We start from the raw sequence: 21,520 nt of genomic DNA, 5'->3' as shown, positions 1-21,520 counted from the left end.
ATGGATTGGACAAAGATCTACGAATCGCGCGTCATATCGGCGCGGGAAGCGGTGCAAGCGGTCAAATCCAACAGCCGCATTTTTTTGACCGGCAACGTGTCGGTGCCGCAAAAACTTCTTGGCGCGTTGGCAGACTACGCCCCAAATCTTTCGGAGGTGGAAATTTGCCAGGCGCTGACGATCGGTCCTGCCGAGTACGTCAAGCCCGAACTCGAGGGACATTTGCGCGTCAACACGATGTTCATCAGCGCGAACGTGCGGAAAGCCGTGCAAAGCGGCAAGGCGGATTTCACCCCGGTTCTTCTTTCGGAATTTCCTCTGCTCTTCAAGCGCGGCATTCTCCCGCTGGATGCGGCGCTCATCCACGTTTCGCCTCCCGACGAGCATGGCTTTTGCAGTTTGGGCGTCGAAGTCGGGCTGACGAAATCTGCCGCGGAAACGGCGAAGATCATCATTGCCGAGGTGAACCAGCAAATGCCGCGCACGCTGGGCGACGCGTTCATCCACGTCAGCCGCCTGACGCATATTGTGCCGGTGGATTATCCCATTCCGGAAGTGCCGATGGGAGACGAGGGCGACCCCGCCATTGTGCAGAAGATCGCGGGCTTCATCGCCGAACTCATCCCCGACGGCGCGACGATGCAAATGGGGATCGGCGCGATCCCCGACGCGGTGTTGAAATACCTGCGCGACAAAAAAGACCTCGGCGTGCACAGCGAGTTATTTTCGGACGGCGTGATCGATCTGGTCAACGAAGGCGTGTTGACCGGCGCGCGCAAATCCCTGCATCCGGGCAAGATCATCGCGGGCTTCATCCTCGGCACGAAAAAATTGTACGATTGGGTGGACGATAACCCGCTCATCGAACTGCATCGCACGGAATACATCAACGACCCGTTCGTCATCGCGCAGAACGAGCGCATGGTGGCGATCAACTCTGCCATTGAAGTTGACCTCACCGGTCAAGTCTGCGCCGACAGCATCGGACCCAAGTTATACAGCGGCGTGGGCGGTCAATTGGATTTTATCTACGGCGCGTCGCGCTCGAAGGGCGGGGTGCCGGTCATTGCCCTGCCGAGCACGACCATGCTGAAAGATGGTACACTGGTGAGCCGCATCGCCGGGATGTTGAAACAAGGCGCGGGTGTGGTGACCAGCCGCAATCACGTCCGATTCGTGGTGACCGAGTACGGCGTGGCTGACCTGTACGGCAAATCCATCCGCCAGCGCGCGGGGCAGTTGATCGGCATCGCGCATCCCGATTTCCGCGCCGAGTTGGAAAAGCAGGCGAACGAATTGCATTATCTTTAAGTGCGTCAGAGCGGATGGTATCGCGCGGCTCGCTCTGCCATAAATCGACAGCAACTCACTGCAGGGCGTGGTGTTCTTGCCTGCGGTGAGTTTATTGTATTGAGGATGATATGACGCGTAATGTAAAAATTGTGGCGACGGTGGGACCTGCCAGCCAAAGCGAAGAAATACTCGAACAACTCATTCAAGCGGGTATGAATGTGGCGCGTATGAATTTTTCGCATGGCACGCACGAACAGCACTTGGCGCGGATTGAATTGATCCGCAAGGTCTCGAAAAAACTGGGCGCGCCTGTGGGTATCTTGCAGGATTTGCAGGGTCCGAAGATCCGCGTCGGCGACCTGACAACCCCGCTTCAACTTTCGGACGGGGAGCGGGTTTACCTCTATGCGACTGAGTCTACGCCCCCGGAAGATAGCGGCAAAAAAATCCCTGTGGATTTTCGACAGCTCTTCGATTCGGTGCGGCCCGCAGACCGGCTTCTCCTCGACGATGGGCGCCTGACGTTGGAGGTTGTGTCGGTGATCGGTCGTAACGCGTTGGCGGCAGATGTGGTGATTGGCGGACCCCTGTCTTCTCATAAAGGCATCAATCTCCCCGGTGTTCGCCTGCGTATTGCGGGTTTCACCGAAAAAGACGAGGCTGATCTTGCTTTTGGCATTTCGCAAAATGTAGACGCGGTTGCGATCTCGTTTGTGCGCAGCGCGGAGGATGTGAAAAAAGTCCGCTATGCGATGGAGCGATTCTCCAACGGCAAGCGTATGCCGATGCTCATCGCCAAATTGGAAAAACCCGAAGCGCTCGATAACCTCGACGCGATTTTAGAGATCGTGGATGGCGTGATGGTGGCGCGCGGCGATCTCGGCGTGGAACTTCCGCCGGAGCGCGTGCCGGCGTTGCAGAAACACATCATCCGCGCGGCGAACGCGCGCGCCAAACTTGTGATCACCGCCACGCAAATGCTGGAATCGATGATCTCGAATCCGCTTCCCACGCGGGCAGAGGCGTCGGATGTGGCGAACGCGGTCTTTGACGGGACCGACGCGGTGATGCTCTCCGCCGAGTCGGCGTCTGGAAAATATCCGGTCGAATCGGTTCAGATGATGGACCGCATCGTCCGCGAAGCCGAGTCTCATTTTGTGGAGTGGGGGCTGGAACCCAGTGTGAACGGCTTTGAGCATTCCGACGCGGCTTCGATGGCGCGCGCCGCGCAGGCGTTGGCGAACGATAAAAACGTGACGGCGGTGGCGTGTTTCACCACGCAGGGACGAACCGCATGGTTGATGTCGAAGATCCGTCCGCGCGTGCCGGTGATGGCGTTTACCCCCGATGAAGTAACGTATCAACGGCTGGCTTTCCTGTGGGGTGTGCGTCCGCAATTGATTGCGTTTGCTAATTCGCTGGAGGAAATGCTCGATCTTTTAGACGCGGCATTGATGCGTTCGGATGTGGTGCAAGCCGGTGACCAGGTTGTGTTGATATGCGGATACCCGGTCGGCGATGTGCGCCCGCCGAATATGGCATTGTTGCATACGGTGGGGGAGAATTGAATACATTTTAAACACGAAGGACACAAAGTTCACAAAGGGTTTGAGTCTTAAGGGTTTGTCTCTTCGTGACCTTAGTGTCACTTCGACAGGCTCAGTGCAAGCCTTTGTGGTAAAGTGGTTTTAGTTTTCCCTCGTCGAAATCCAAATCCCGATCCCGATCAACACGCCGCCGAATAAAAACAGCGGCGTGATTTTTTCACCGAGGAAAAACCAGCCGAGTAAAGTGCCGACAACGGGCTGGGCAAAGAAGGTCAGCGATGCGAGCGAAGCGGGCAACTCTTTGAACGCGTAATTCCACATGAACATGGCAACGGCAGTGGAAATGATGCCGAGGTAAAGAATCCCGCCGATGACGCCCGCTGTGATCGTTCCAATTCCTTGCGAGTTGACTTCGTAGAATCCGAGAACTGTGGAAGATGGGATCCCTCCCAACAACATGACCGCGCTGGAGATGAGCAGGTCGCTGTCTCTGGCAACCTTGCGCACAAGCGTGGAATATAACGCCCACGTGAGCCCTGCACAGAACAACAACACATTTCCTGTAAATAATGAGGGAGATAGTTCGGCTGTGCGCGGATCAATGACCGCCAGCACGCCGAACGTTGAGACTGCCAGCGCAAAAACTTGCCTGCCGGTTATCTTTTCCTGAAGCAGGAAGAACGCGAACAACAAAACGAACGCAGGCGTGGCGGAGGTGATCAACGATCCGTTCGAGGCGGTGGAAAGTTTGGTCCCTGTGAATTGGAAGCCGAGCGAAATTCCATAACCCATAACGCCGACGAGAAAACTTTGCCAAAATTCTTTCTGCGTGAACGTGCTTTGTGATTTGCGAAACCAAATTACCGCGCCGAGCGAGAGGCACCCCAGCGCGAGGCGGATCGTCAGCAACGCGAACGGCGGGATGACCTCCAGCACCACTTTGCTGACCACATACATCCCGCCCCAAATAGATGCGGCGCCTAGTCCGCAGAGGAGGGCGATAAACTTTTTGTCCATGAAGTGGGGATTATAACTGGGTTGGATAGCAAATGTTCATGCGGCAGTTCAACTGCCGCATGAACATTTTACTCAAAAGACTTGCTCTGCCTGTTCTTCTTGACTTCCCCTCTTCGTTTCTTCGACTCCAATCTCTTTTCCTTCGCCGCCTTTGTTGGCTTGGTCTTTTTGCGGGGCTTGGGTTTTATCAGAGCCTTTCTCACCAACGCGATCAGTCGTCGAATCGCGTCCTCGCGGTTTTGCTCCTGCGCGCGGAATTGCTTGGCTTCGATGAGCAAAATTCCATCATCCGTGACTCGCTTTCCCGCAAGATGAATCAAACGCGACTTGACCTCATCCGGCAACGACGAAGCGCGGACATCGAATCGCAACTGCACAGCCGTCGCTACTTTGTTCACGTTCTGCCCGCCCGGTCCCGACGCGCGGATATAGTCGAAGGCGAGTTCGTTTTCGCGGATGTAGATGGAGGACGCGATTTGAATCATAAGACAAACCCCTCTTCCCAATGGGAGAGGGGCAGGGGTGAGGGATGACTTAGAACATCAACGCGTTGACTTTGTCGATCATTTCGCGAGCAGGTCGCAGGTCCGCGTCGGTGAGGCGGTTGAGTGGAGTGTCCACGAGGGTATGCGTTTCAGCGAGCGCGGGCTTGTCGGTCGAAACGTAGATCAATCCCGTTGTCAGCCAGTTATTACGCTGCGCTTCTTCGAGCGCGCGCAAGGCTTCAAAGCGGTTGGTAGGATCGTATCCCTTTTCGAGATTCTTGAGGATGATAACCGAACCGTCGTGCATGGCAACTTCGCGGACCTCGCCTTCCGCCAATTCGCGTTCCAGCACGATCTCGTTGCGCGGCGCGATGTAGGTAATATCGTGAAGCGGCTCTTCGTGATCCTTGCCCCAGGCGTACGAATAATGCGCGTTGTCTTGGTTGTTGAACGTAACGCACGGGCTGATGATATCGAGCACGGCGATACCCTTGTGGGCAAAGGCGGCTTTGATCAACTCTTTCACCTGCTTGGCGTTGCCCGCAAACGAACGCGCAACGAACGTGGCGTTCGAGATCAATGCTTCCATACAAATATCCACAGGCATGTAGGGGTTGGTGCCTTGCTTCTTGAGTTCGAGTCCGCGCTCGGCGGTGGCGGAAAATTGACCTTTAGTCAGCCCATATACGCCATTGTTCTCGACGATATACACCATGTTCAAATTGCGGCGCATCACATGTTTGAACTGTCCCATACCGATGCTTGCCGTATCGCCATCGCCGGAAACGCCGATGCCTTTGAGCGAATGATCGCCAAAGAGCGCGCCGGTCGCGATCGAGGGCATACGTCCGTGCAGGCTGTTAAACCCGAACGAGCGGTTCATGAAATACGTGGGGCTTTTGCTCGAACAACCGATGCCGCTGAACTTGATCACGTTTTCCGGTAACACACTCAACTCGTACATGGCGGCAATGATCTGGTTCGAGATCGAGTTGTGACCGCACCCCGCGCACAGCGTCGTCGGCGCGCCGCGATAATCGTTCTTCGTGAGACCCACCGTGTTCACGTTTGCGGGCACGCCCGCCATAGGTAATGCAGACATTATTTCGCTCCTTTTCTAGCGTTCTTCTTGACGGAAGGTTTCTTTGCCGTTGATTTTTTTACGACGGATTTCTGGACAGGCTTCCCAGCCGTCGATTTTGCCAGAATGCCCTCGCGGATCCATTTTGCGGAGGCTGGCAACCCGTCACCGTAGGCGACAGAAATGAGACGCGTTGCCGCTTCGGGATTCGCCAGGCTCAACAATTGATGCAACTGCCCGTCACGGTTCATTTCCACCACGTATAGTTGCTCATGCTCCCGGACAAACTCATCCACCTCAGCGGTGAATGGATAGGCGCGCACGCGGAGGATATCGATCTTCATGCCATGATCGCGCGCCAGTTGGTCTCGCGCCTCCAGGATGGCAGACTCGGTCGACCCGTAGGCAAGGATGCCAATCTTGGCGCCTTTTGCGCCGTGGAGCACAGGTTTCGGCAAATAGGTCTTTGCGGTCTCGTATTTTTTCTTCAAACGCTCCATATTGCGGATGAAGACGCTCGAATCTTCCGTGTATTTTGCGTATTCATCATGACCAGTGCCGCGCGTAAAATACGCGCTCATCGGATGTTTGTTGCCCGGTAAGGTACGGTAGGGAATGCCGTCGCTGTCCTTGTCGAGATAGCGACCCCAATTGCCTTTGATCTCTTCGAGGTCTTTCTCCCAAAGTACCTTGCCGCGATCCATTGGCGTGTTTGGGTATTCAAACGGTTTGCTCATCCACTGGTTCATGCCCATATCGAGATCGGACAGCACAAAGACCGGCGCTTGCATCCTTTCGGCAATATCAAACGCCCGCCAGCCAAACTCGAAACATTCGAACACGTCGCCAGGCAGGAGCACAATGCTGTCGCTGTCGCCATGCCCCATGCCGATGGTGAACGACAAGTCGGCTTGCGAGGTGCGCGTGGGTAAACCGGTAGATGGACCGATACGTTGCACATCCCAGATCACGACCGGCACTTCGGCGTAATAGGCAAGCCCGGCAAACTCGGTCATCAAACTCAAGCCGGGTCCGGAGGTGGAGGTCATCGAGCGTAGACCGCTCCAGCCTGCGCCAACGGTCATACCGATGGCGGCTAGTTCATCCTCCGCCTGCACAACAGCGTAGGTGTGTTTCCCATCCTCGCGTTTTCTGAGCATGGGCATGTAATCATTGATCGCCTCTGCCAGCGAGGAGGCTGGCGTGATCGGGTACCACGCCACAAACTGAGCGCCTCCAAACACAGAGCCGATTGCCGCGGCGGTATTACCGTCAGCCATGATCATGCCGTCGGTTTTATTCATCGGTTCAAGGGAAAACGGGTCTTTCTTTTCAAGGTTCCCCTTTGCCCATTCCATGCCGGCTTGCACGGCATGGAAGTTCATGTCGATGGGTTTTTGCTTGCCTTTGAAATGGAACGTCAGCGCGGCTTGAATTTTTTCAATATCGATGCCGATCATGTGCGCGAGCACGCCCACATACACCATGTTCCCCACCAGGTCGCGATAACCTGCCGGGACGTTCGGGTCCTTCTTTACCAACTCCTTGATGGGCATCGGGTAGATGGCAACGTCTGCGCGGGTGATGGGGAGTTTGATATCGTCGGCGTAGAAAAATGCCCCGCCCGGCGCAACAGACGCAAGGTCGCGGGTGAACGAGTCGGGGTTGATGGCGATGACGATATCCTGCTGATCGCGCCGGCCGAGATAGCCATCCTTGCTGGCGCGGATCGAGTACCACGTGGGCAGTCCCTGAATGTTCGAGGGGAAGAGATTCTTCCCTGAAACTGGAATGCCCATCTTGAAAATTGCCCGCAGGATGGTATTGTTGGCGGTCGAACTGCCGGAGCCGTTCTTTGTGCCTACAATAATGGAAAAATCGTTGACTACTTTGTTCATGTGTTCCTCGTGTTACGGTCTGTGATACAAAAGGTCGGTATGGGCGATCAGCGCCTCATGACCAGCCTTATAGTTTTCATTGCAAATGGATTCGACCATCGCCTGGTGATATCGCCAGACTTCTTGCAAGTATTCATAGCCGCCTGTAAATACGTTTAATCCAACCGCTTCGTAGGCATCCCAATACGCCTCGAGCACCCCGGTGACAAAAGGGTTATCGAGGCGGCTGTAGATCAACAGATGCAGAGCGCGATGTTCTTCATGGGGAACTTGTACCGGCGCATGATTTAATTTTTCGTGGGCGCGCGCGATCAGGGCTCGCAATTCGGCTTTATCTTCGGTCGATAATTTTTCCACCGCTTCGTACCAGAATGCCGCTTCGATGTGATTCCGCAGGTCGGAATATTTGCGGAAGTACTCATCGTTCAGCGCCAGGGCATACCCAAGACTCTGACGGATCGCCGGCGTGAAGGAAAAATTCAACCGCCGTGTCTTTCCTCTCCCTGGTTTGACTTCCACCAGCCCCAGCGCGCGCGCCACTTCCAACTGTTCCCGCAAAGACGCAACGCTCACACCGAGTTCTTGTCCTAATTCGGTGAGGGTGGGTAAGCCGCCTTCCGCCTCTTGATGCGCGGCAAGATATTTGAGAAACTCTGAGATATTTGGAGAAATTCTTTCTCGAACTATCATATTAATCTGATTAATTCGAGTATAAGGCGATGCTTACTGTAAGTCAAGGAGTTATTGCGAAAGCCCGTACTTCATTTGACCTTCGATTCTCTTTTTATCGCGAAGGGCGCGAGGAGCGCCAAGTTTCTAAAGGTTTTCTTTGCGTTCTGCGCAGTTGAGTATTGTCATTTGCGCGGCCGCAAATATATCCATTGCCGTTCATTCGTAGTTGCCTTGCAAACAAACAACCATGACAGAGGTTTTAATAGAGGGCTTACGCAGTTGAACCTGTTGCGCCGTAGTCGCACTGCGTCGGCGGCAGTACAACTGACCGCCAACTGCGTAAGTCCTGTAATATACAGGTCTTATGGAGTTGTAATTGGCACAGGCGTATCGGTGGAGGGCGGAGGTACTGGGGTATCTGGCGGAGGTACTGGGGTGTCTGTTGATGGTTCAGGCACGGGAGTTTCTGTGGGCGGTTCCGTGGAAATTGCTGTGCCGGTGTAGGTGACGATCACGACAGCCGTTTTTGTCGGAGGGAGGGTTGTCGGTTTTGGAGTGGAAGTTGGGGGAATCGCTGTTGGTTGTTGGGGCTGAGACTCTTTCGTCTCGGTTCTTGTTGGAACTACATGTGTTCTGGATGCGGTCATGGTTGCAGTGGGCGAAGAAGTCCATGTTGGGCTGGGTGTGAAGGTGTTGGTAGGGGTGCCTGTGGCTACCAGTTGGGCAAACGCCTGGGCAGTTTGCGCCGCGATAGTATTTAAATTCGAAAATGCCAGGTTGGGAATATCGCGCGCTTCGATCACGATAGGAGTGGGCAGAGATGGGTCAGACAGCGCGATGGCAGAGGTGGCGCAAAACATGCTGAACCCCAACATGCTGGCGGCAAAAATCCATAAGAGCCCGGCGTAATCTCTTGGGCGGTTGGCTAATGCGATATCTTCCTGTTCTGCATTCACAATGGGATTATCTCATACCTTGCATGAAAATTCTATCGAACGTCCGCGATACGAACTCAAGGGTTTGCGCGGGCGTCTCTGGTTCGATCAGGGCGGTATCGGTAAACCCGTGTTTGAATCCTAATTCACGGTTCAAGGTGCGGACATCGTGTCCCACGTTCAATGGATGATAGTTCACAACCGTTTTGCGCCATTTGATCAATTGGTGCAATTTCTCGTATATCTGCCCATCAGATATCTCGCGGGCAGACTCGAACCAGCGCGAACTGACGACGATCACATCCGGGAAGTCGTTGTGATTGAATTCATTCACATCCGCGAGATCGACGTAGCGCGTGATGAATTCGGGAATATAGCCGTGTTGCAAGAAAATACCCTCGAAGCGCGCAAAGTCAGCCTGCTCGCCTGGCGAAATGAAGATATGAATTTTGGCGCAGTAACTTTGCCCCAGCAGATCGGATTCAAAATCAATATCGCGACGGCGAATATTCAACTCTAGCGGCTCATGTCCAGGCTTGGGAAACCATAACTCCATTTCACGGATATTTTGAAGAACACCATCTGAGGGATAACAGGCTTTTACCCGTCCAAAAACTGCCGAGGGACGATACTCAGCCGCCTGCGCGAGGGGAATGAAACAGAAATAACCGGGAGCAACCCAGCCAGGCGTGTCACTCGGAATGAGGATGGGTAGAAAATTGTGAAAGGCTTGCTGGACCTCCCCAAATTTGATGTGAGACAGGCTGTGGTAACTGCCGGAAGATTTCCCGCCTGAATTATGATCCCCGTTTTGCGCATGATTTTGCTTCGGCTCAACCGGCGCCTTGCCTCCAACCCAATGGACTTTTCGGGGCGAGTCGCTACCTGAAGAAATTTCCTGAGGTAGAAAGATAGAGCGCCGAAACGATATGGCAAGCGTCATTTCGCAAGCATACAACGGATGCGCGTTCGTTGCAAGTCTCCCAATACATGGCTTTTGCTAACCCGGGAAAGATTTAACGCGAATTTTTCACGGTTTTCGTTGCGCTCTGAGCGGGCTGTGCGGTTCAACTTTGCCGTTTGCTCGGTAGTAAATTCGCCTTCCAGCGACTCGGTCTTGTCGCGCGACTTTACCAAAGCTCTGAGAACTCTGATATCTTACGCCAATACCTTTGAGCGTATCTCGGGCTTGGCAAGGATCGCCTCCAGTACGCCTCCGCCAATCGCAAGCGATTTGTCGGACACGAGAGCGCAGGCGCCGGGGTCGTTGCGAACATCCACGTCGCCGATCTTCAATCCTTTGGTGACTTGCAAGCCCGAACGAATTAAGCCGCGCAACATGCCGCCGAAGGGGCTGGTCACCGTGTGTTCACTGTCGATCACAGCGACTACTTCACCCTCCACGCAATACTCACCGATATTTTTTATAGCGGTGATGACTCCATTCGCAGGCGCCCGAAGTACGCGGCGCGAATCGCCCTCGGGTTCGCCTGAATCGGGTTGGGTTGACCCCGACCAATACACCCGCCCAAGCGTATGGCTTCGGCGGGTTTCGATCACGGCGTGGCAATCGCTCCCCGCTGTGAAACCAGGTCCAAGTCCGATGTGAAGCGGGGCGGGGGCTGGGAGCGGCGCCGGGCGACTCTTCAAAAGTCGCGCATCGACAACAACCATGAATCCGATCGATGTGAGCAGATTTGCCTCCGGGTCGACGATCACGGGGATGCAATCCGCTTCCTCCCACGCGGACAACTGATGCGCTTCGATCAGCCTTGACCCGACCCCTTCGACTATGTGCGCGCCCTCGTAAACCGCTTCGGAGAATGAGACCGTTCTACGCACCGCCAATGGTTGCGGAAGTTCGGTGATCGCCACGCGCATGCCCGACCGATGCAAACGTAACGCGACGCCTGTGGCGAGATCGCCGCCGCCTCGAATTAAAACCGCTTTATCGCCGCGCATCGGATGGTTGAGTCCCTGCCAGTTGCTCTGGCGTTTCGCTCGCTCTCAGATTTTGTACCTGCAACATGTGACTAAATGAATACAACAGGAGATAAATGTAAATAAAGAAAATCGCATAGAGCAACGTGAATGCCGCCAGCCGCCGGCTGGGGTCGATGACCAGACCAAGGATCCCCATGGCGGTTTCTGCCGGGTTTTGCAGAATGTCCCACGAATTCAAGCGCACGAACCGCCCGATGTAAATCCCAAAACTGCTCAGGGCAGAGATGGCAAAGACGAATATCCAGCCGATGAAACGTCCGAACGACCGCTGGACGATATCTTGCATCAGATAGAGCGAGACAACGCCCAACAACATCGCGGTCCACGAACACCAAACGACGATGATCACGTCGTACCAAAGCGGCGCGCCAAAGGAACCGCGCGCCAGGTCTTGCAGATCAGTGAGCATGTATGGCGCGTTGGGGAAAAAGATCAACCAAAGGAACGAGACGAAGGGGATCAAGATGTACAACGTCAATCGCCGCCAGGAGAAGGCGTGCGCAACGTAGGAGAGGATGAAGGGAATCCACGCGAGGAATAAATTCCAAATCAGGTCCAGCCTCCGCCCGGAATCGGTGTACGCCACGCGCGCGCCGACGAGAGCGATGCACATGGCGCACGCCACATTGAGCAATGTGAAGACCGCCAGGTTGTACCGGTTACGGATGAGGAAATTGCGAAGCCGATTTTTCAAAGGCGTCATGGTTGAGTTACTTGTGTTCCGCCGCAAACCAGATCATGTCAATATCGCCCGGTGAGTGACCGAGAGCCGTGAGGATTGCCGCGGCTTCTGTTTTGTGTTGTGTTCCGTGGTTGACCACGTGCGCCATGGACTGCCACAGGATTCTTGTTAACGCCTTGCCCTCGGTGTTGGTGTAATTGAAGGGATTGTTCAACCGTTCATCGCTCACTTCACCCACAAACTGTAGCAGAAGGCTTTCCTCCTCCAGCCAGCGCGCGCGGAGGGACTCAAGGGTGGGGAACTCCTCGGGTTGGATGCGCTGGGCGGGCGATGTTCCCTCCCAGCGATTCCGCCAGATCCACTCTGCAAACAAGGTGTGGGTGAGCGTGCCGCGCAAGCCTCCTTGTGGAAAACCTGCGGGCGCGAGGAACTGGTCCGGCGTCAGGTTTGACGCGGCGTCCATGATTTTCTTCGTCGACCATTGGTTGTATTTGAAGAGGAATTGAATATCTTGTTTGTTCATCATTGTCCCTGTAAGTTTGCCTGCCGTTCCAATAAAAGATGCCCGAACGTATACAGCGTAATGTATAAGAACAGGAAGAACACTCCGAACAGGCTGGTGAAGCCGATGGATTGCAGGCTGGGTTCTTGAATACTTTGCAACGTGTGTTGCGCCATCCCGGCGGGGTTGTAAAAGATATCCCACGAATTCCAGCGCAGGAAGCGACCGACATACACCCCCGCGCTGCTCAACGCGGCGACCACGGCGACAAATCCCCAGCCAGCCCAACGCCCAAACTCGCGCCGAATGATCTCTTGCATGAGAAACAACGAGACCATTCCCAACAGCAACCCGGTGAACGCGAACCAGATCAGCAACATCACATCGTACCAAACGGGAACGTCGTGCCAATAATCCAGATGCTGAAAATCGGTCAAGATGTAGGGCGCGTTGGGGAAGAAGATCAACCAGAGAAACGCGGCCACCGGCACAACGGCATACACCCACCGCCTCGATAACGTGAGCGTGTAGGTGAAATAGGCAATGAGGAACGGAATCCACGCCAGGAACAAATTCCAGATCAGGAAGTTGTAATTGCCGCTCCCGCTGTACTCCACGCGGAACCGCCAGATGGCGACTGAGAGGACCGTCGCGCCAGCCAGCAGGGAGAACATGGTGAGACGATATTTGTTGTGAGAAAAATAATCGATCGATGCGCGGATCATGCCTGCCTCAAAAATTCCAACAAGATCGGGTTGACCTGTTCGGGCTTCTCGTAATGCGGAAGGTGCCCGCACCCTTCGATGGCGTGAAATTCGATGGTTGAGATTGCCGCGCGAAGCAACGCGCTATGCTCAAATGGGACCGTGTGATCGTTCCGCCCCCACAATAACAGAACGCGCGTTTCTGTGGCGCCGAGTTGCCGATAGATATCCAAAAAGGAGTTGAGCATCCCATGTCGGATCGTGGAAAGGATGGCGCGCATGAATCCCTTGTATTGCATTTGTGCCTTGTACCTTTCCTGAAAATGCGCCACCAGCGCGGGATCGAAGAAATCTTTTGCAATGCTTTTTACCATGAAATCGCTTCCAACCAGATATAAAACTGCTTCTGCCACCTTCGGCAGTTTCGCCGCCCGTAGCAGTGGAGACATGGAGATGGGCTGGGCGCCGGCAGGGTCGATCAGCACAAGGTTGCGAACCCGCTCTGGGTGGCGGAGGGTGAACGCCGAGGCGATGGGTCCGCCCATGGAAAGCCCGACCAAACTGACTGGAGAGGAGAGACGCAGGGCGTCCAGTAAGCCTGCAAGTTGGTCGACGAAGAAGTCGATATCGTATTTGGCTTGCGGGCGGTCCGAATAGCCGCGCCCGAACAAATCATACCGTATGACGCGAAACCCCGATCGTGAAAGAAATTCAAAAGTAGGGTCAAAAATAAAATATGGGACGGAAAAGCCATGCACCAAAACGACAGTATCGCTTGTTTCGTTCCCGCCGGCTTCGTAGTGGGTGACGCCGCCGGGCAGTTGTATGAACGAACCGCCCGCTGAGTTGCGGGCGTCGGCATTGATCTCTTTCGTTTCGTTACGAACAGGGAACAACATTGCCGCATTTAGGATATTTTGCCCAACGCTCTGAGGATGCGCTCGGGCGTGAACGGAAATTCGTCGATCCACACGCCGGTGGCATCGTGGATCGCGGAGGCGATGGCGGGAGCGACGCCGAGGTAGGGGAGTTCTCCCACGCCGCGCGCGCCCCAAGGTCCGTTCGGGTCGGGGATTTCGAGAATGACCGATTCTACTTTTTCGGGAATGTCTCGAATGGTTGGGATGAGATACGTGCTGAGTTGATCGGTCAGCACGCGCCCGTTCTTGGTTTTGTAATCTTCGAGGATGGCATAGCCTTGCGCCTGCACAACCGCGCCTTCGATCTGTCCTTCGACAAGCGCCGGGTTGATCGGCTTGCCCAAATCATCGGCAGAGATGAAGCGGATCACACGCATGTGGCCGGTTTCGGTATCCACTTCCACTTCGGTGGCTTGCGCTACAAAAGCGTAGGCAAAATTGGGTGTGGAGTAACCGGTGTCATGATCGAATTGTGTGGTGCGCGGCGCGAGGTATTTGAACTCGCCAACGGCGGGACGTTCCTCGGAATTCCATTTTTTCAACGCCAAATCAGCCGCGCCCCGGATGGCGTTGCCCGACATGAACGTCATGCGCGAGGCGGAGACCGAACCGGAGTTGCCCGTCCTGGCTGTGTCCGACGCGACCAACTCCACTTTCTCAAACGGAACGCCTGTCGCTTCCGCCGCCATTTGCATCATCACGGTGTGCGCGCCTTGCCCAACTTCCGCGCCGGAGTGATACAAGACCACCCGCTCGATCTTGGTGGCGCCATGCAGTTCGATCTTTGCCCAGCAGTTTTCTTGATAGCCAAAAGAAAAGCCGATGTTCTTGAAGCCCGCGGCGAATCCTTGACCGCGTTTGAGATGGCTTATCCCTCTTTCCTCTTTCTTCCCTTCGAGAGCCTCAGGGCGGCGCTTTCCTTTCTCCCACCCGAACCGATCCCTCGCCGCCTCGATGCACTGCGCCACACTGACCGGACTCGGCGATGGCGTGCCAACGCCCAGCGGGTCGCCGTCGCGCAACGCGTTCTTCAAGCGGAACTCGACCGGGTCCATGCCGAGTTTTTCCGCGAGTTTGTCCATTTGCATTTCAGCCATGAACAATGCCTGCGGCGCGCCGAACCCGCGGAATGCCGCGCCGGGCACATTGTTGGTGTATACGCCGTACACATCGGTTTTCACATTCGGGATGAAGTATGGACCCGTGGACGTGATGGCGGAATTCCCCAGCACCTTGTTCGACGTGTACATGTACGCGCCGCCGTCGCCGATGATCACATTTTCGATCGCATTGATTTTTCCATTATTCGTCGCCCCCCATTTGGCGCGGATGACCGTCGCATGGCGTTTGCCGTGCCCGATCATCGATTCCTGCCGCGACCAGATGATGCGCACCGGGCGCTTTAACTTCCACGCGGCGAGCGCGAGCGCGATCTGCACCGACATATCCTCGCGCCCGCCGAACGCGCCGCCGATCGCCGGGTAGATCACGCGGATCGTTTCGTCTGGCATACCCAGCGCGTGCGCCACTTGATGTTGGTCTTCATGAGTCCATTGCCCGCCGCAGACGAGCGTGATCAGCCCCGCCTCGTCGATGTACGCCAGCCCCGCTTCCGGTTGCAGGTAGGCGTGTTCCTGCACGGGCGTCCGATACTCGCTTTCGACGATCACATCCGATCGTTGGAAGGCTTCGTCCACATTGCCCCGGCGGATCTTGTAGTGAACGCAGATATTCGAATCGCCGATGTGTTCATGGATGCGCGTTGCGCCGGGCTTCATCGCCTCTTCCGCGTCGATCACGACGGGGAGGTCTGCATACTCCACCTCGATCATTTTCACCGCCGACGCGGCTTCGGCTTCGGTGTTTGCCACGACCAACGCAACCTGGTCGCCGACGAATCGGACCACATCCGCGCCGGGCTTTGTGGAGCCGGGTCCGCATAGCACAGGCTGATCCTGCCATTGCAAGCCATACTCGTTGACCGGCACATCCTTTGCCGTATACACCGCCGCCACACCCGGGGCGGTTTCCGCTTTGGACGTGTCGATGCTCAGGATGCGGGCATGCGGCCGCCCGGCGAACAGCATTTTCATGTGGAGCATACCCGGCATCGATAGATCGCCTGAATACGGCGAACTGCCGGTCACTTTTCCGCGCGCATCCACGCGGGGCAGAGATTTGCCGATCGTTTGAACAGTCATTGCAACAATTACCTTTTGTAGCGTTTCACTTTCGCGCGGATCGGAGGCACATCCATGGGACCGTACTCGGAGGGCCCGAGAAAACGGTATAAGTAGCCGAAGAAGATCGCCATGAATCCGCCGATCACCACCCAAACTCCCAGCGCAATAACAATGTTGGCGTAGAGGTTGGTTTGGGTCTGCAAGAATCCAAGGATGTAAGCCAACCCGCTCGACTTCCACAGCCAGGGATGGAACTGCGGTGTTCCCAGCCATTCGGTGGGAAGGGGCCACCCTTTTCCGATTCCATAATTGACCAGAAGCATTGCCACACCGTAGGAAATGACGGGCACGATGATCATGATGAAACACCCCAACCCTTTCATGATCGGGTGCACGCCGCGCACGCGCGCGGTCTCTTTTTGTTTTACCTGGGTTGTATATTTACCCATGCTTCACCTCCGTCATTGACTTGGCATCTTCAATGGCTTGAACGATCTTGTAATAGCCTGTGCATCGGCACAGGTTACCGGTAATTGCCTGTTCGATCTCGTTCTTGGTTGGGTTCTCTTTTTCTTCCATCAACATCGCCGCCGACATGACGAAGCCCGGCGTGCAATATCCGCATTGTACCGCGCCATGCTTAATGAACGCTTCTTGAACGGGGTGCAGCGCTTCGACTGCGGTCTTCGTCTCGCTTCGCTCGCTCAGACCTCCGCTCAGCGCGAGACCTTCGATGGTTGTGATCTCTGCCTCATGCGCGCGCGGGGCAGGGACGAGACATGCCATCACTGCTTTGCCGTTGAGGAAAATTGTACACGCGCCGCATTCGCCCTCGGCGCATCCCTCTTTTGTGCCGGTCAAGCCGATGTCTTCGCGCAGGAAACGCAGTAATGTTTTTTCGTGACCGGTCTTCAGCGAATATTTTTTGCCATTGATCGTTGTTTCAATTTCTGCATGTGGCTCAGGGCGGACTGAAAGTCCGCGTTCCGTAGATTGTTTGCCCCACAACAAAACCGCATCAGACGGCATCCCGGCTTGTTCCTGCCCATCGCGGATTGACTTCAGTCCGCGCATTGTACACACGCGGACCATCTCGCGGCGATATGACGCGCTTCCGCGAATGTCGTCAATCGGTTTGGAGGCGTCCATTGTCAATCGCGCGGCTTCGGCGATGACATCGTCTGTCAGTTTTTTGCCAGCGAGATATTTTTCCGCTTCGGGCGCGTGGATGATCGTCGGGGCGACGGCTCCAAGCGTGATGGAGGCTGAGGAAACTGAATCAGAATCAAGGTCGAGAAGAATCGCCGCGTCCACGAGAGAGATGGCTTGCGCGCGGCGTAACGCGAGTTTGATGAACGTGCCGCGCTGGGTCGTCTTCATCGCGAGGAAAGAAATGTCCACGAGCATTTCATCCGCTTGCATCACGGTCTTGCGGACGCCGGTGTAAAAGTTTTTGAGCGCTATCGTGCGCGTTCCGTTCACCGATCGCAATGTGACCGACGCGCCGAGCGCCATGAGCGGCGTGATGGTGTCGTTGGCGGGCGAGGCGGTGATGAGGTTGCCCGCGATCGTGCCGCGATTGCGGATCTGCGGCGCGCCCACTTCCCACGCCGCGCGCGCGAGCGGATAGGCGCGTTCGCGGATCAATTTCGATTCGACGCAATGGTTGTGTGTAACGAGCGGACCGAGATGGATGACGCCGTCTTCGTCCATGGTGATCTTGTCGAGGCCGGGGATGCGCGTCACGTCTATGATGGTTTCGATCCCCTTGCGGACGCCGCGCTCGAGTTCGAGAATTAAATCGGTTCCCCCGGCGATGATGCGGCTGTGTTCCCCCTTGGCATGGATCGTCTGTAATACGTCCTCAATGGTTGTTGCGTTGATGTAGGTATGCCACATGTTATTATCTCGTCATTGCGAGGAGGGCTTCGCCCGACGAAGCAATCTCCAACACAATGACGGAGATTGCTTCGCCGCCTTCGGCGTCTCGCAATGACGGAGGGGTGTTATTTCGATCCCGTCACAACTTCGTCGCGTTTTTCGTAAAGTTCCACGGCTTGACGCGCTATGGTGGCGAGGTTGCGGATGGCGGCGGGGAGCGCGGCATCGTCGCCGAGCGATTGCTCCACGTTATCGTTCGCGCGTCCCACTTGTTCGGCGAGGTCGAAGAATGCCGCGTCGAATTGGTAGATCGCTTCGAGTTCCTTCTCGTTGATCTTCACCGCATCGAACAGACCGGAATATCCGCGCGGGGCGCGGCTGATCTTGTCAATGAACGTTTGGAGTTTGATCGCCGCCTTCTCCATGTCGTCCACGAATTCGATCTTGCCCGCGCTGACGAGTTCGGTTTGCAGTTGCGAAGCGCGTTTGTGTTGTTCCTCAAAGCGCCGCGCCACTGTGTCGCGCAGGAGTTTGTCCGCGTCGCGGCGGTTCTGCCGCTCGATGTAGCCGCCGAAACCGGGGATGAACGACACCAATTTCTTGAACGGGTCTTGCATGCTGGTTACTTTTTGAAAAAAATCATCCATGTGAGCCTCCAAAAAAGATATACGAGTCAGAGTGTGGTAAGTCGCGCAAACCCATTATAATCAAGAAAACTAAATTCCAGAGCGACTGGTTAGGTACCGTAGCCATAGAGCGCGCAGAGATTTTGAGAATTAAAACTCAGAGAACTCTGTGGCTAAGAAAACGCCACGTCGCTCAATAAATCAAACTGGAGAATTACCATGCCAACCGATATTCAATCCTTGCTGGGCGATAAAGCCGAATCGCTTCTCAACTTCAACTCCCCGAAAATTTCAAAAGATAGACTTCACTTGCCGGGCGGCGACTCGGTAGACCGCGTCTTCGGTCATTCGGATCGGAACAACCGCGTCTTACGCAATTTGAACTGGATTCACAACTCGGGCCGACTCGCCGGGACGGGCTACGTGTCCATCCTGCCCGTAGACCAAGGCATCGAACATTCCGGCGGCGCGAGTTTCGCCAAGAACCCCGATTACTTCGACCCGGAGAATATCGTCAAACTTGCGGTTGAAGGCGGATGCAACGCCGTCGCTTCGACGTTCGGCGTGCTGGGAATTGTCGCGCGCAAATACGCTCACAAAATCCCGTTCATCGTGAAGATCAATCACAACGAATTGTTGACCTACCCGAATAGCTTCGAGCAGATCCTATTCGGCACGGTCAAGCAGGCGCACGAGATGGGAGCGGCGGCAATCGGCGCGACGATCTACTTCGGCTCGGACGATTCGCACCGCGAGATCATCGAGATCGCGCAAGCCTTCGCCCTCGCGCACGAACTCGGCATGGCGACCGTGTTGTGGTGTTACCTCCGCAATAAAGCTTTCAAATCGGACAAAGACTACCACGTGTCGTCCGATCTCACGGGTCAGGCGAACCATCTTGGCGTCACGATCGAAGCGGACATCATCAAGCAGAAACTTGCCGAGAACAACGGCGGCTATCTCGCGCTGAACAAAGACGGCGTCTCGTTCGGCAAATTCGACAAGCGCATGTACACCGACTTGATCAGCGACCATCCCATTGACCTGTGCCGCTATCAGGTGGCGAACTGCTACATGGGCCGCATCGGACTCATTAACAGCGGCGGCGCGTCGGGCGAGAACGATTTTGCCGAAGCCGCGGCAACAGCCGTCATCAACAAACGCGCGGGCGGCATGGGTCTCATCTCCGGGCGCAAAGCGTTCCAACGCCCAATGGCGGAGGGCGTGAAGTTGCTGAATACGATTCAAGATGTGTATTTGGATAAGAGCGTGACAGTGGCGTAACACGAAACATCCCGAAGCGAAATGCTTCGGGATGTTTTTTATCGAGACTCCGTAACGCGACATTCATGTCGCTTTTATTGAGGGCATTAACTCTACCGATCAAAATCCCCCGAAGCCTCGGGCTGATACAGTATTTTCTTGATTTGCAGTCTACGCTTGCCTGCAGGGACGTCCCATTCAAAGGTGTCGCCGACTTCGTACCCGAGCATGGCGGTTCCGATGGGCGCCAAAATAGAAACCTTTCCTTCTCGAACGTTGGCGTCCTCCGGGAAGACCAGCGTGTACACTTCCTCTTCCTTCGTGTCGAGGTCTACGATGCTGACGGTGGAATTCATGGTGACCACGTCGCTTGGAATGTCTTTTGGCTCGACCACCTGCGCGCGATGAATCTCCGCTTGAAGTTTTTCCAGATATTCGCTTTTGCGGTAGTCGGTGGCTTGCGCGTCTACAAGTAACTTTTGCAAACGCTCAAGGTCGAATTGGGTGATCTGTATCGCTTTACCGCTCATGATTCTTTTTTACTCCTGTGTGATTTGGTGCGGGAACACTCCAATGGTAGCACATATTCATCTTTATTGTTACTTTTCTGAGATTTTTTCGAAGGCTCCCCGTGTTCTCCACGGAAAAGGTGCTCTTTACACGCTTGCTTCGCCATACCCTGCGCATGGGATGCGATTGCCTGTTTCTGAGTAGCCAGGTTTCGCAAGATAGCCTAAACTTGTTTGCTCCTTCTGTTGAATTTCCGAACCGCGATCTCATACGCTTCCGCAAGCAACGGGCGGACTTTCTCAAACGTTTCATCGCTCGGCGAAAGGACGCAGATGAAAAACTGCGCGGAATAATCGGGATGGGGCAGGAGGGTATCTAACACGGTGAAGTCGTAGTCGCTGACGTTGACCTTGTCCGCTCCAAACATATACTTGAATGTCTCGCGGCTCACGCCGATGTTCAAACGATAAACGCCCGGGCGGTCGAGTTTTGATACCTGCTCATACTCATTGCCTGTGGACGCGATGGTTGCAAACGCGTGGATACGCTCCTCGCGATAGAAAAAGAAGGTGTAGCCGAGGTTTGTGGTTGTTTCGACGTTGGGGAAGGTTTGGGTGATGTAGTTTGTGATTGAGGATTCAGTCATGAGGAAATCTCTCTGCTACTTTAACGGTGAGAGTTACTGGTGTTAGAGTGGGTATGCATTCTTTTTGAGAGCAGAGGAAACTCGAAGTCAGAAAAGCGCTTATAAATTGAGCGGTCTCCCATACCTCAGATGTCTGCTATGTCTTTTAATGTACACTAACTATCGTTGTGTTTCGCCGCCGCCACGAGATTTGAATAGGCGCCGTAAAGATAAGCGTGAGCCAACGCGAACGAATCAATAAACGCGAGTTCCTTTCGATCAGTAGCAACCTGAATATATGGGACTACCATGGCTCCGTCTTCAATTACTGATAATTTCGACGGAAGCTTCTCAAAACCGACCTGAAGCTTTTTTGCGTGGATAATTCGATTTAAGGCATCCCAGAGATCTCGCACCATTTCGCCACGTACCGAAGGTTCCCAGTTCCAACGAGGCTGAACGAGAGGAAACTTGTCTTTTCTGGGCAGTATTTCCATGGCTCGACGCGCGTTTAAGGCAAAGCTACTCGCTGTCTCAATGACTGATGCTGCTACCACGTTAAGAATTAGCTGATGTTGCGTTGGGTACTGCGCGCTGGCAAGTGCCCAAAGTCGCACGGCTTCGTCTGTGGCGCGGTTTAGTGAGTGTTGTGTGATTACTTCCATATTGCGACCTAACCATGTATTGCTTAG

At 54.9% G+C, this 21,520-nt stretch carries 22 protein-coding genes; 3 read left to right on the top strand and 19 right to left on the bottom strand.

Features of this window, described 5'->3' with window-relative positions; all coding sequences use genetic code 11:
* Positions 1-1,311: an acetyl-CoA hydrolase/transferase family protein gene (locus AC16KF_RS15865; RefSeq protein ID WP_484038322.1), complete on the top strand. Its 1,311-nt coding sequence runs from the start codon at positions 1-3 to the stop codon at positions 1,309-1,311.
* 110 nt (positions 1,312-1,421) lie between these two features.
* Positions 1,422-2,861, top strand: a complete 1,440-nt coding sequence (pyk, locus tag AC16KF_RS15860; RefSeq protein WP_484038321.1) for a pyruvate kinase — start codon at positions 1,422-1,424, stop codon at positions 2,859-2,861.
* 120 nt (positions 2,862-2,981) lie between these two features.
* On the opposite strand, the gene AC16KF_RS15855 is transcribed toward pyk, so the two are convergent.
* From AC16KF_RS15855 to AC16KF_RS15780, 16 genes are all read right to left on the bottom strand, one after another.
* Entirely contained in the window at positions 2,982-3,857 is an 876-nt protein-coding gene (locus tag AC16KF_RS15855; protein ID WP_484038320.1) for a DMT family transporter, read from the bottom strand.
* Between the two features lie 68 nt (positions 3,858-3,925).
* Positions 3,926-4,342, bottom strand: coding sequence for an alternative ribosome rescue aminoacyl-tRNA hydrolase ArfB (gene arfB / locus AC16KF_RS15850; protein WP_484038319.1), 417 nt, complete (start codon positions 4,340-4,342; stop codon positions 3,926-3,928).
* Positions 4,343-4,391: 49 nt separating this feature from the next.
* Positions 4,392-5,444, bottom strand: coding sequence for a 2-oxoacid:ferredoxin oxidoreductase subunit beta (locus AC16KF_RS15845; protein WP_484038318.1), 1,053 nt, complete (start codon positions 5,442-5,444; stop codon positions 4,392-4,394).
* Positions 5,444-7,321, bottom strand: coding sequence for a 2-oxoacid:acceptor oxidoreductase subunit alpha (locus tag AC16KF_RS15840; protein WP_484038317.1), 1,878 nt, complete (start codon positions 7,319-7,321; stop codon positions 5,444-5,446). The genes AC16KF_RS15845 and AC16KF_RS15840 overlap by 1 nt, the downstream gene beginning before the upstream one ends.
* 12 nt (positions 7,322-7,333) lie before the next feature.
* A complete protein-coding gene (locus tag AC16KF_RS15835; protein WP_484038316.1) occupies positions 7,334-8,011 on the bottom strand; it encodes a FadR/GntR family transcriptional regulator in 678 nt (225 codons plus the stop codon).
* A gap of 344 nt (positions 8,012-8,355) precedes the next feature.
* Positions 8,356-8,949 (bottom strand): hypothetical protein, encoded by a 594-nt coding sequence (locus AC16KF_RS15830; RefSeq protein WP_484038315.1) that lies wholly within the window; start codon positions 8,947-8,949, stop codon positions 8,356-8,358.
* Between the two features lie 7 nt (positions 8,950-8,956).
* Positions 8,957-9,871 (bottom strand): hypothetical protein, encoded by a 915-nt coding sequence (locus AC16KF_RS15825; RefSeq protein ID WP_484038314.1) that lies wholly within the window; start codon positions 9,869-9,871, stop codon positions 8,957-8,959.
* 215 nt (positions 9,872-10,086) lie between these two features.
* The gene (gene yqeB / locus AC16KF_RS15820) at positions 10,087-10,890 is read right to left on the bottom strand and encodes a selenium-dependent molybdenum cofactor biosynthesis protein YqeB (RefSeq protein WP_484038313.1); all 804 of its coding nucleotides are present in this window, start codon (positions 10,888-10,890) and stop codon (positions 10,087-10,089) included.
* Positions 10,877-11,635 (bottom strand): DUF1361 domain-containing protein, encoded by a 759-nt coding sequence (locus AC16KF_RS15815; RefSeq protein WP_484038312.1) that lies wholly within the window; start codon positions 11,633-11,635, stop codon positions 10,877-10,879. Before AC16KF_RS15815 ends, yqeB begins: the two co-directional genes overlap by 14 nt.
* 7 nt (positions 11,636-11,642) lie before the next feature.
* Positions 11,643-12,140, bottom strand: coding sequence for a DinB family protein (locus tag AC16KF_RS15810; RefSeq protein WP_484038311.1), 498 nt, complete (start codon positions 12,138-12,140; stop codon positions 11,643-11,645).
* Positions 12,137-12,841: a DUF1361 domain-containing protein gene (locus AC16KF_RS15805; RefSeq protein WP_484038310.1), complete on the bottom strand. Its 705-nt coding sequence runs from the start codon at positions 12,839-12,841 to the stop codon at positions 12,137-12,139. Before AC16KF_RS15805 ends, AC16KF_RS15810 begins: the two co-directional genes overlap by 4 nt.
* Positions 12,838-13,719: an alpha/beta fold hydrolase gene (locus AC16KF_RS15800; protein ID WP_484038309.1), complete on the bottom strand. Its 882-nt coding sequence runs from the start codon at positions 13,717-13,719 to the stop codon at positions 12,838-12,840. The genes AC16KF_RS15805 and AC16KF_RS15800 overlap by 4 nt, the downstream gene beginning before the upstream one ends.
* A gap of 8 nt (positions 13,720-13,727) precedes the next feature.
* On the bottom strand, positions 13,728-15,941 hold the full coding sequence (locus AC16KF_RS15795) for a xanthine dehydrogenase family protein molybdopterin-binding subunit (protein ID WP_484038308.1): 2,214 nt from the start codon (positions 15,939-15,941) through the stop codon (positions 13,728-13,730).
* Positions 15,942-15,949: 8 nt separating this feature from the next.
* Entirely contained in the window at positions 15,950-16,372 is a 423-nt protein-coding gene (locus AC16KF_RS15790; RefSeq protein ID WP_484038307.1) for a hypothetical protein, read from the bottom strand.
* Positions 16,365-17,822, bottom strand: coding sequence for an FAD binding domain-containing protein (locus tag AC16KF_RS15785; RefSeq protein WP_484038306.1), 1,458 nt, complete (start codon positions 17,820-17,822; stop codon positions 16,365-16,367). Before AC16KF_RS15785 ends, AC16KF_RS15790 begins: the two co-directional genes overlap by 8 nt.
* Positions 17,823-17,929: 107 nt before the next feature.
* Positions 17,930-18,451: a hypothetical protein gene (locus AC16KF_RS15780; RefSeq protein ID WP_484038305.1), complete on the bottom strand. Its 522-nt coding sequence runs from the start codon at positions 18,449-18,451 to the stop codon at positions 17,930-17,932.
* Positions 18,452-18,649: 198 nt separating this feature from the next.
* On the opposite strand from AC16KF_RS15780, the gene AC16KF_RS15775 reads away from it, so the two are divergent.
* Complete coding sequence (locus tag AC16KF_RS15775; RefSeq protein WP_484038304.1) at positions 18,650-19,714, top strand: class I fructose-bisphosphate aldolase; 1,065 nt, start codon at positions 18,650-18,652, stop codon at positions 19,712-19,714.
* A gap of 92 nt (positions 19,715-19,806) precedes the next feature.
* Here the strand turns inward: AC16KF_RS15775 and rnk are convergent, their stop codons facing one another.
* The 3 genes from rnk to AC16KF_RS15760 all read right to left on the bottom strand — a co-directional run bounded on the left by rnk (position 19,807) and on the right by AC16KF_RS15760 (position 21,493).
* Positions 19,807-20,223 carry a nucleoside diphosphate kinase regulator gene (rnk, locus tag AC16KF_RS15770; RefSeq protein ID WP_484038303.1) on the bottom strand — a complete coding sequence of 139 codons (417 nt, stop codon included), beginning with the start codon at positions 20,221-20,223 and terminating at the stop codon, positions 19,807-19,809.
* 203 nt (positions 20,224-20,426) lie between these two features.
* Entirely contained in the window at positions 20,427-20,849 is a 423-nt protein-coding gene (locus AC16KF_RS15765; protein WP_484038302.1) for a DUF6194 family protein, read from the bottom strand.
* A 155-nt stretch (positions 20,850-21,004) separates the two neighbouring features.
* Complete coding sequence (locus tag AC16KF_RS15760) at positions 21,005-21,493, bottom strand: hypothetical protein (protein WP_484038301.1); 489 nt, start codon at positions 21,491-21,493, stop codon at positions 21,005-21,007.
* Positions 21,494-21,520: the final 27 nt, after the last annotated feature.

The sequence above is a fragment of the Candidatus Defluviilinea gracilis genome (assembly GCF_057138825.1).
The sequence above is the reverse complement of the archived record's forward strand: the minus strand, read 5'-3'. Positions and strand labels throughout refer to the sequence as shown.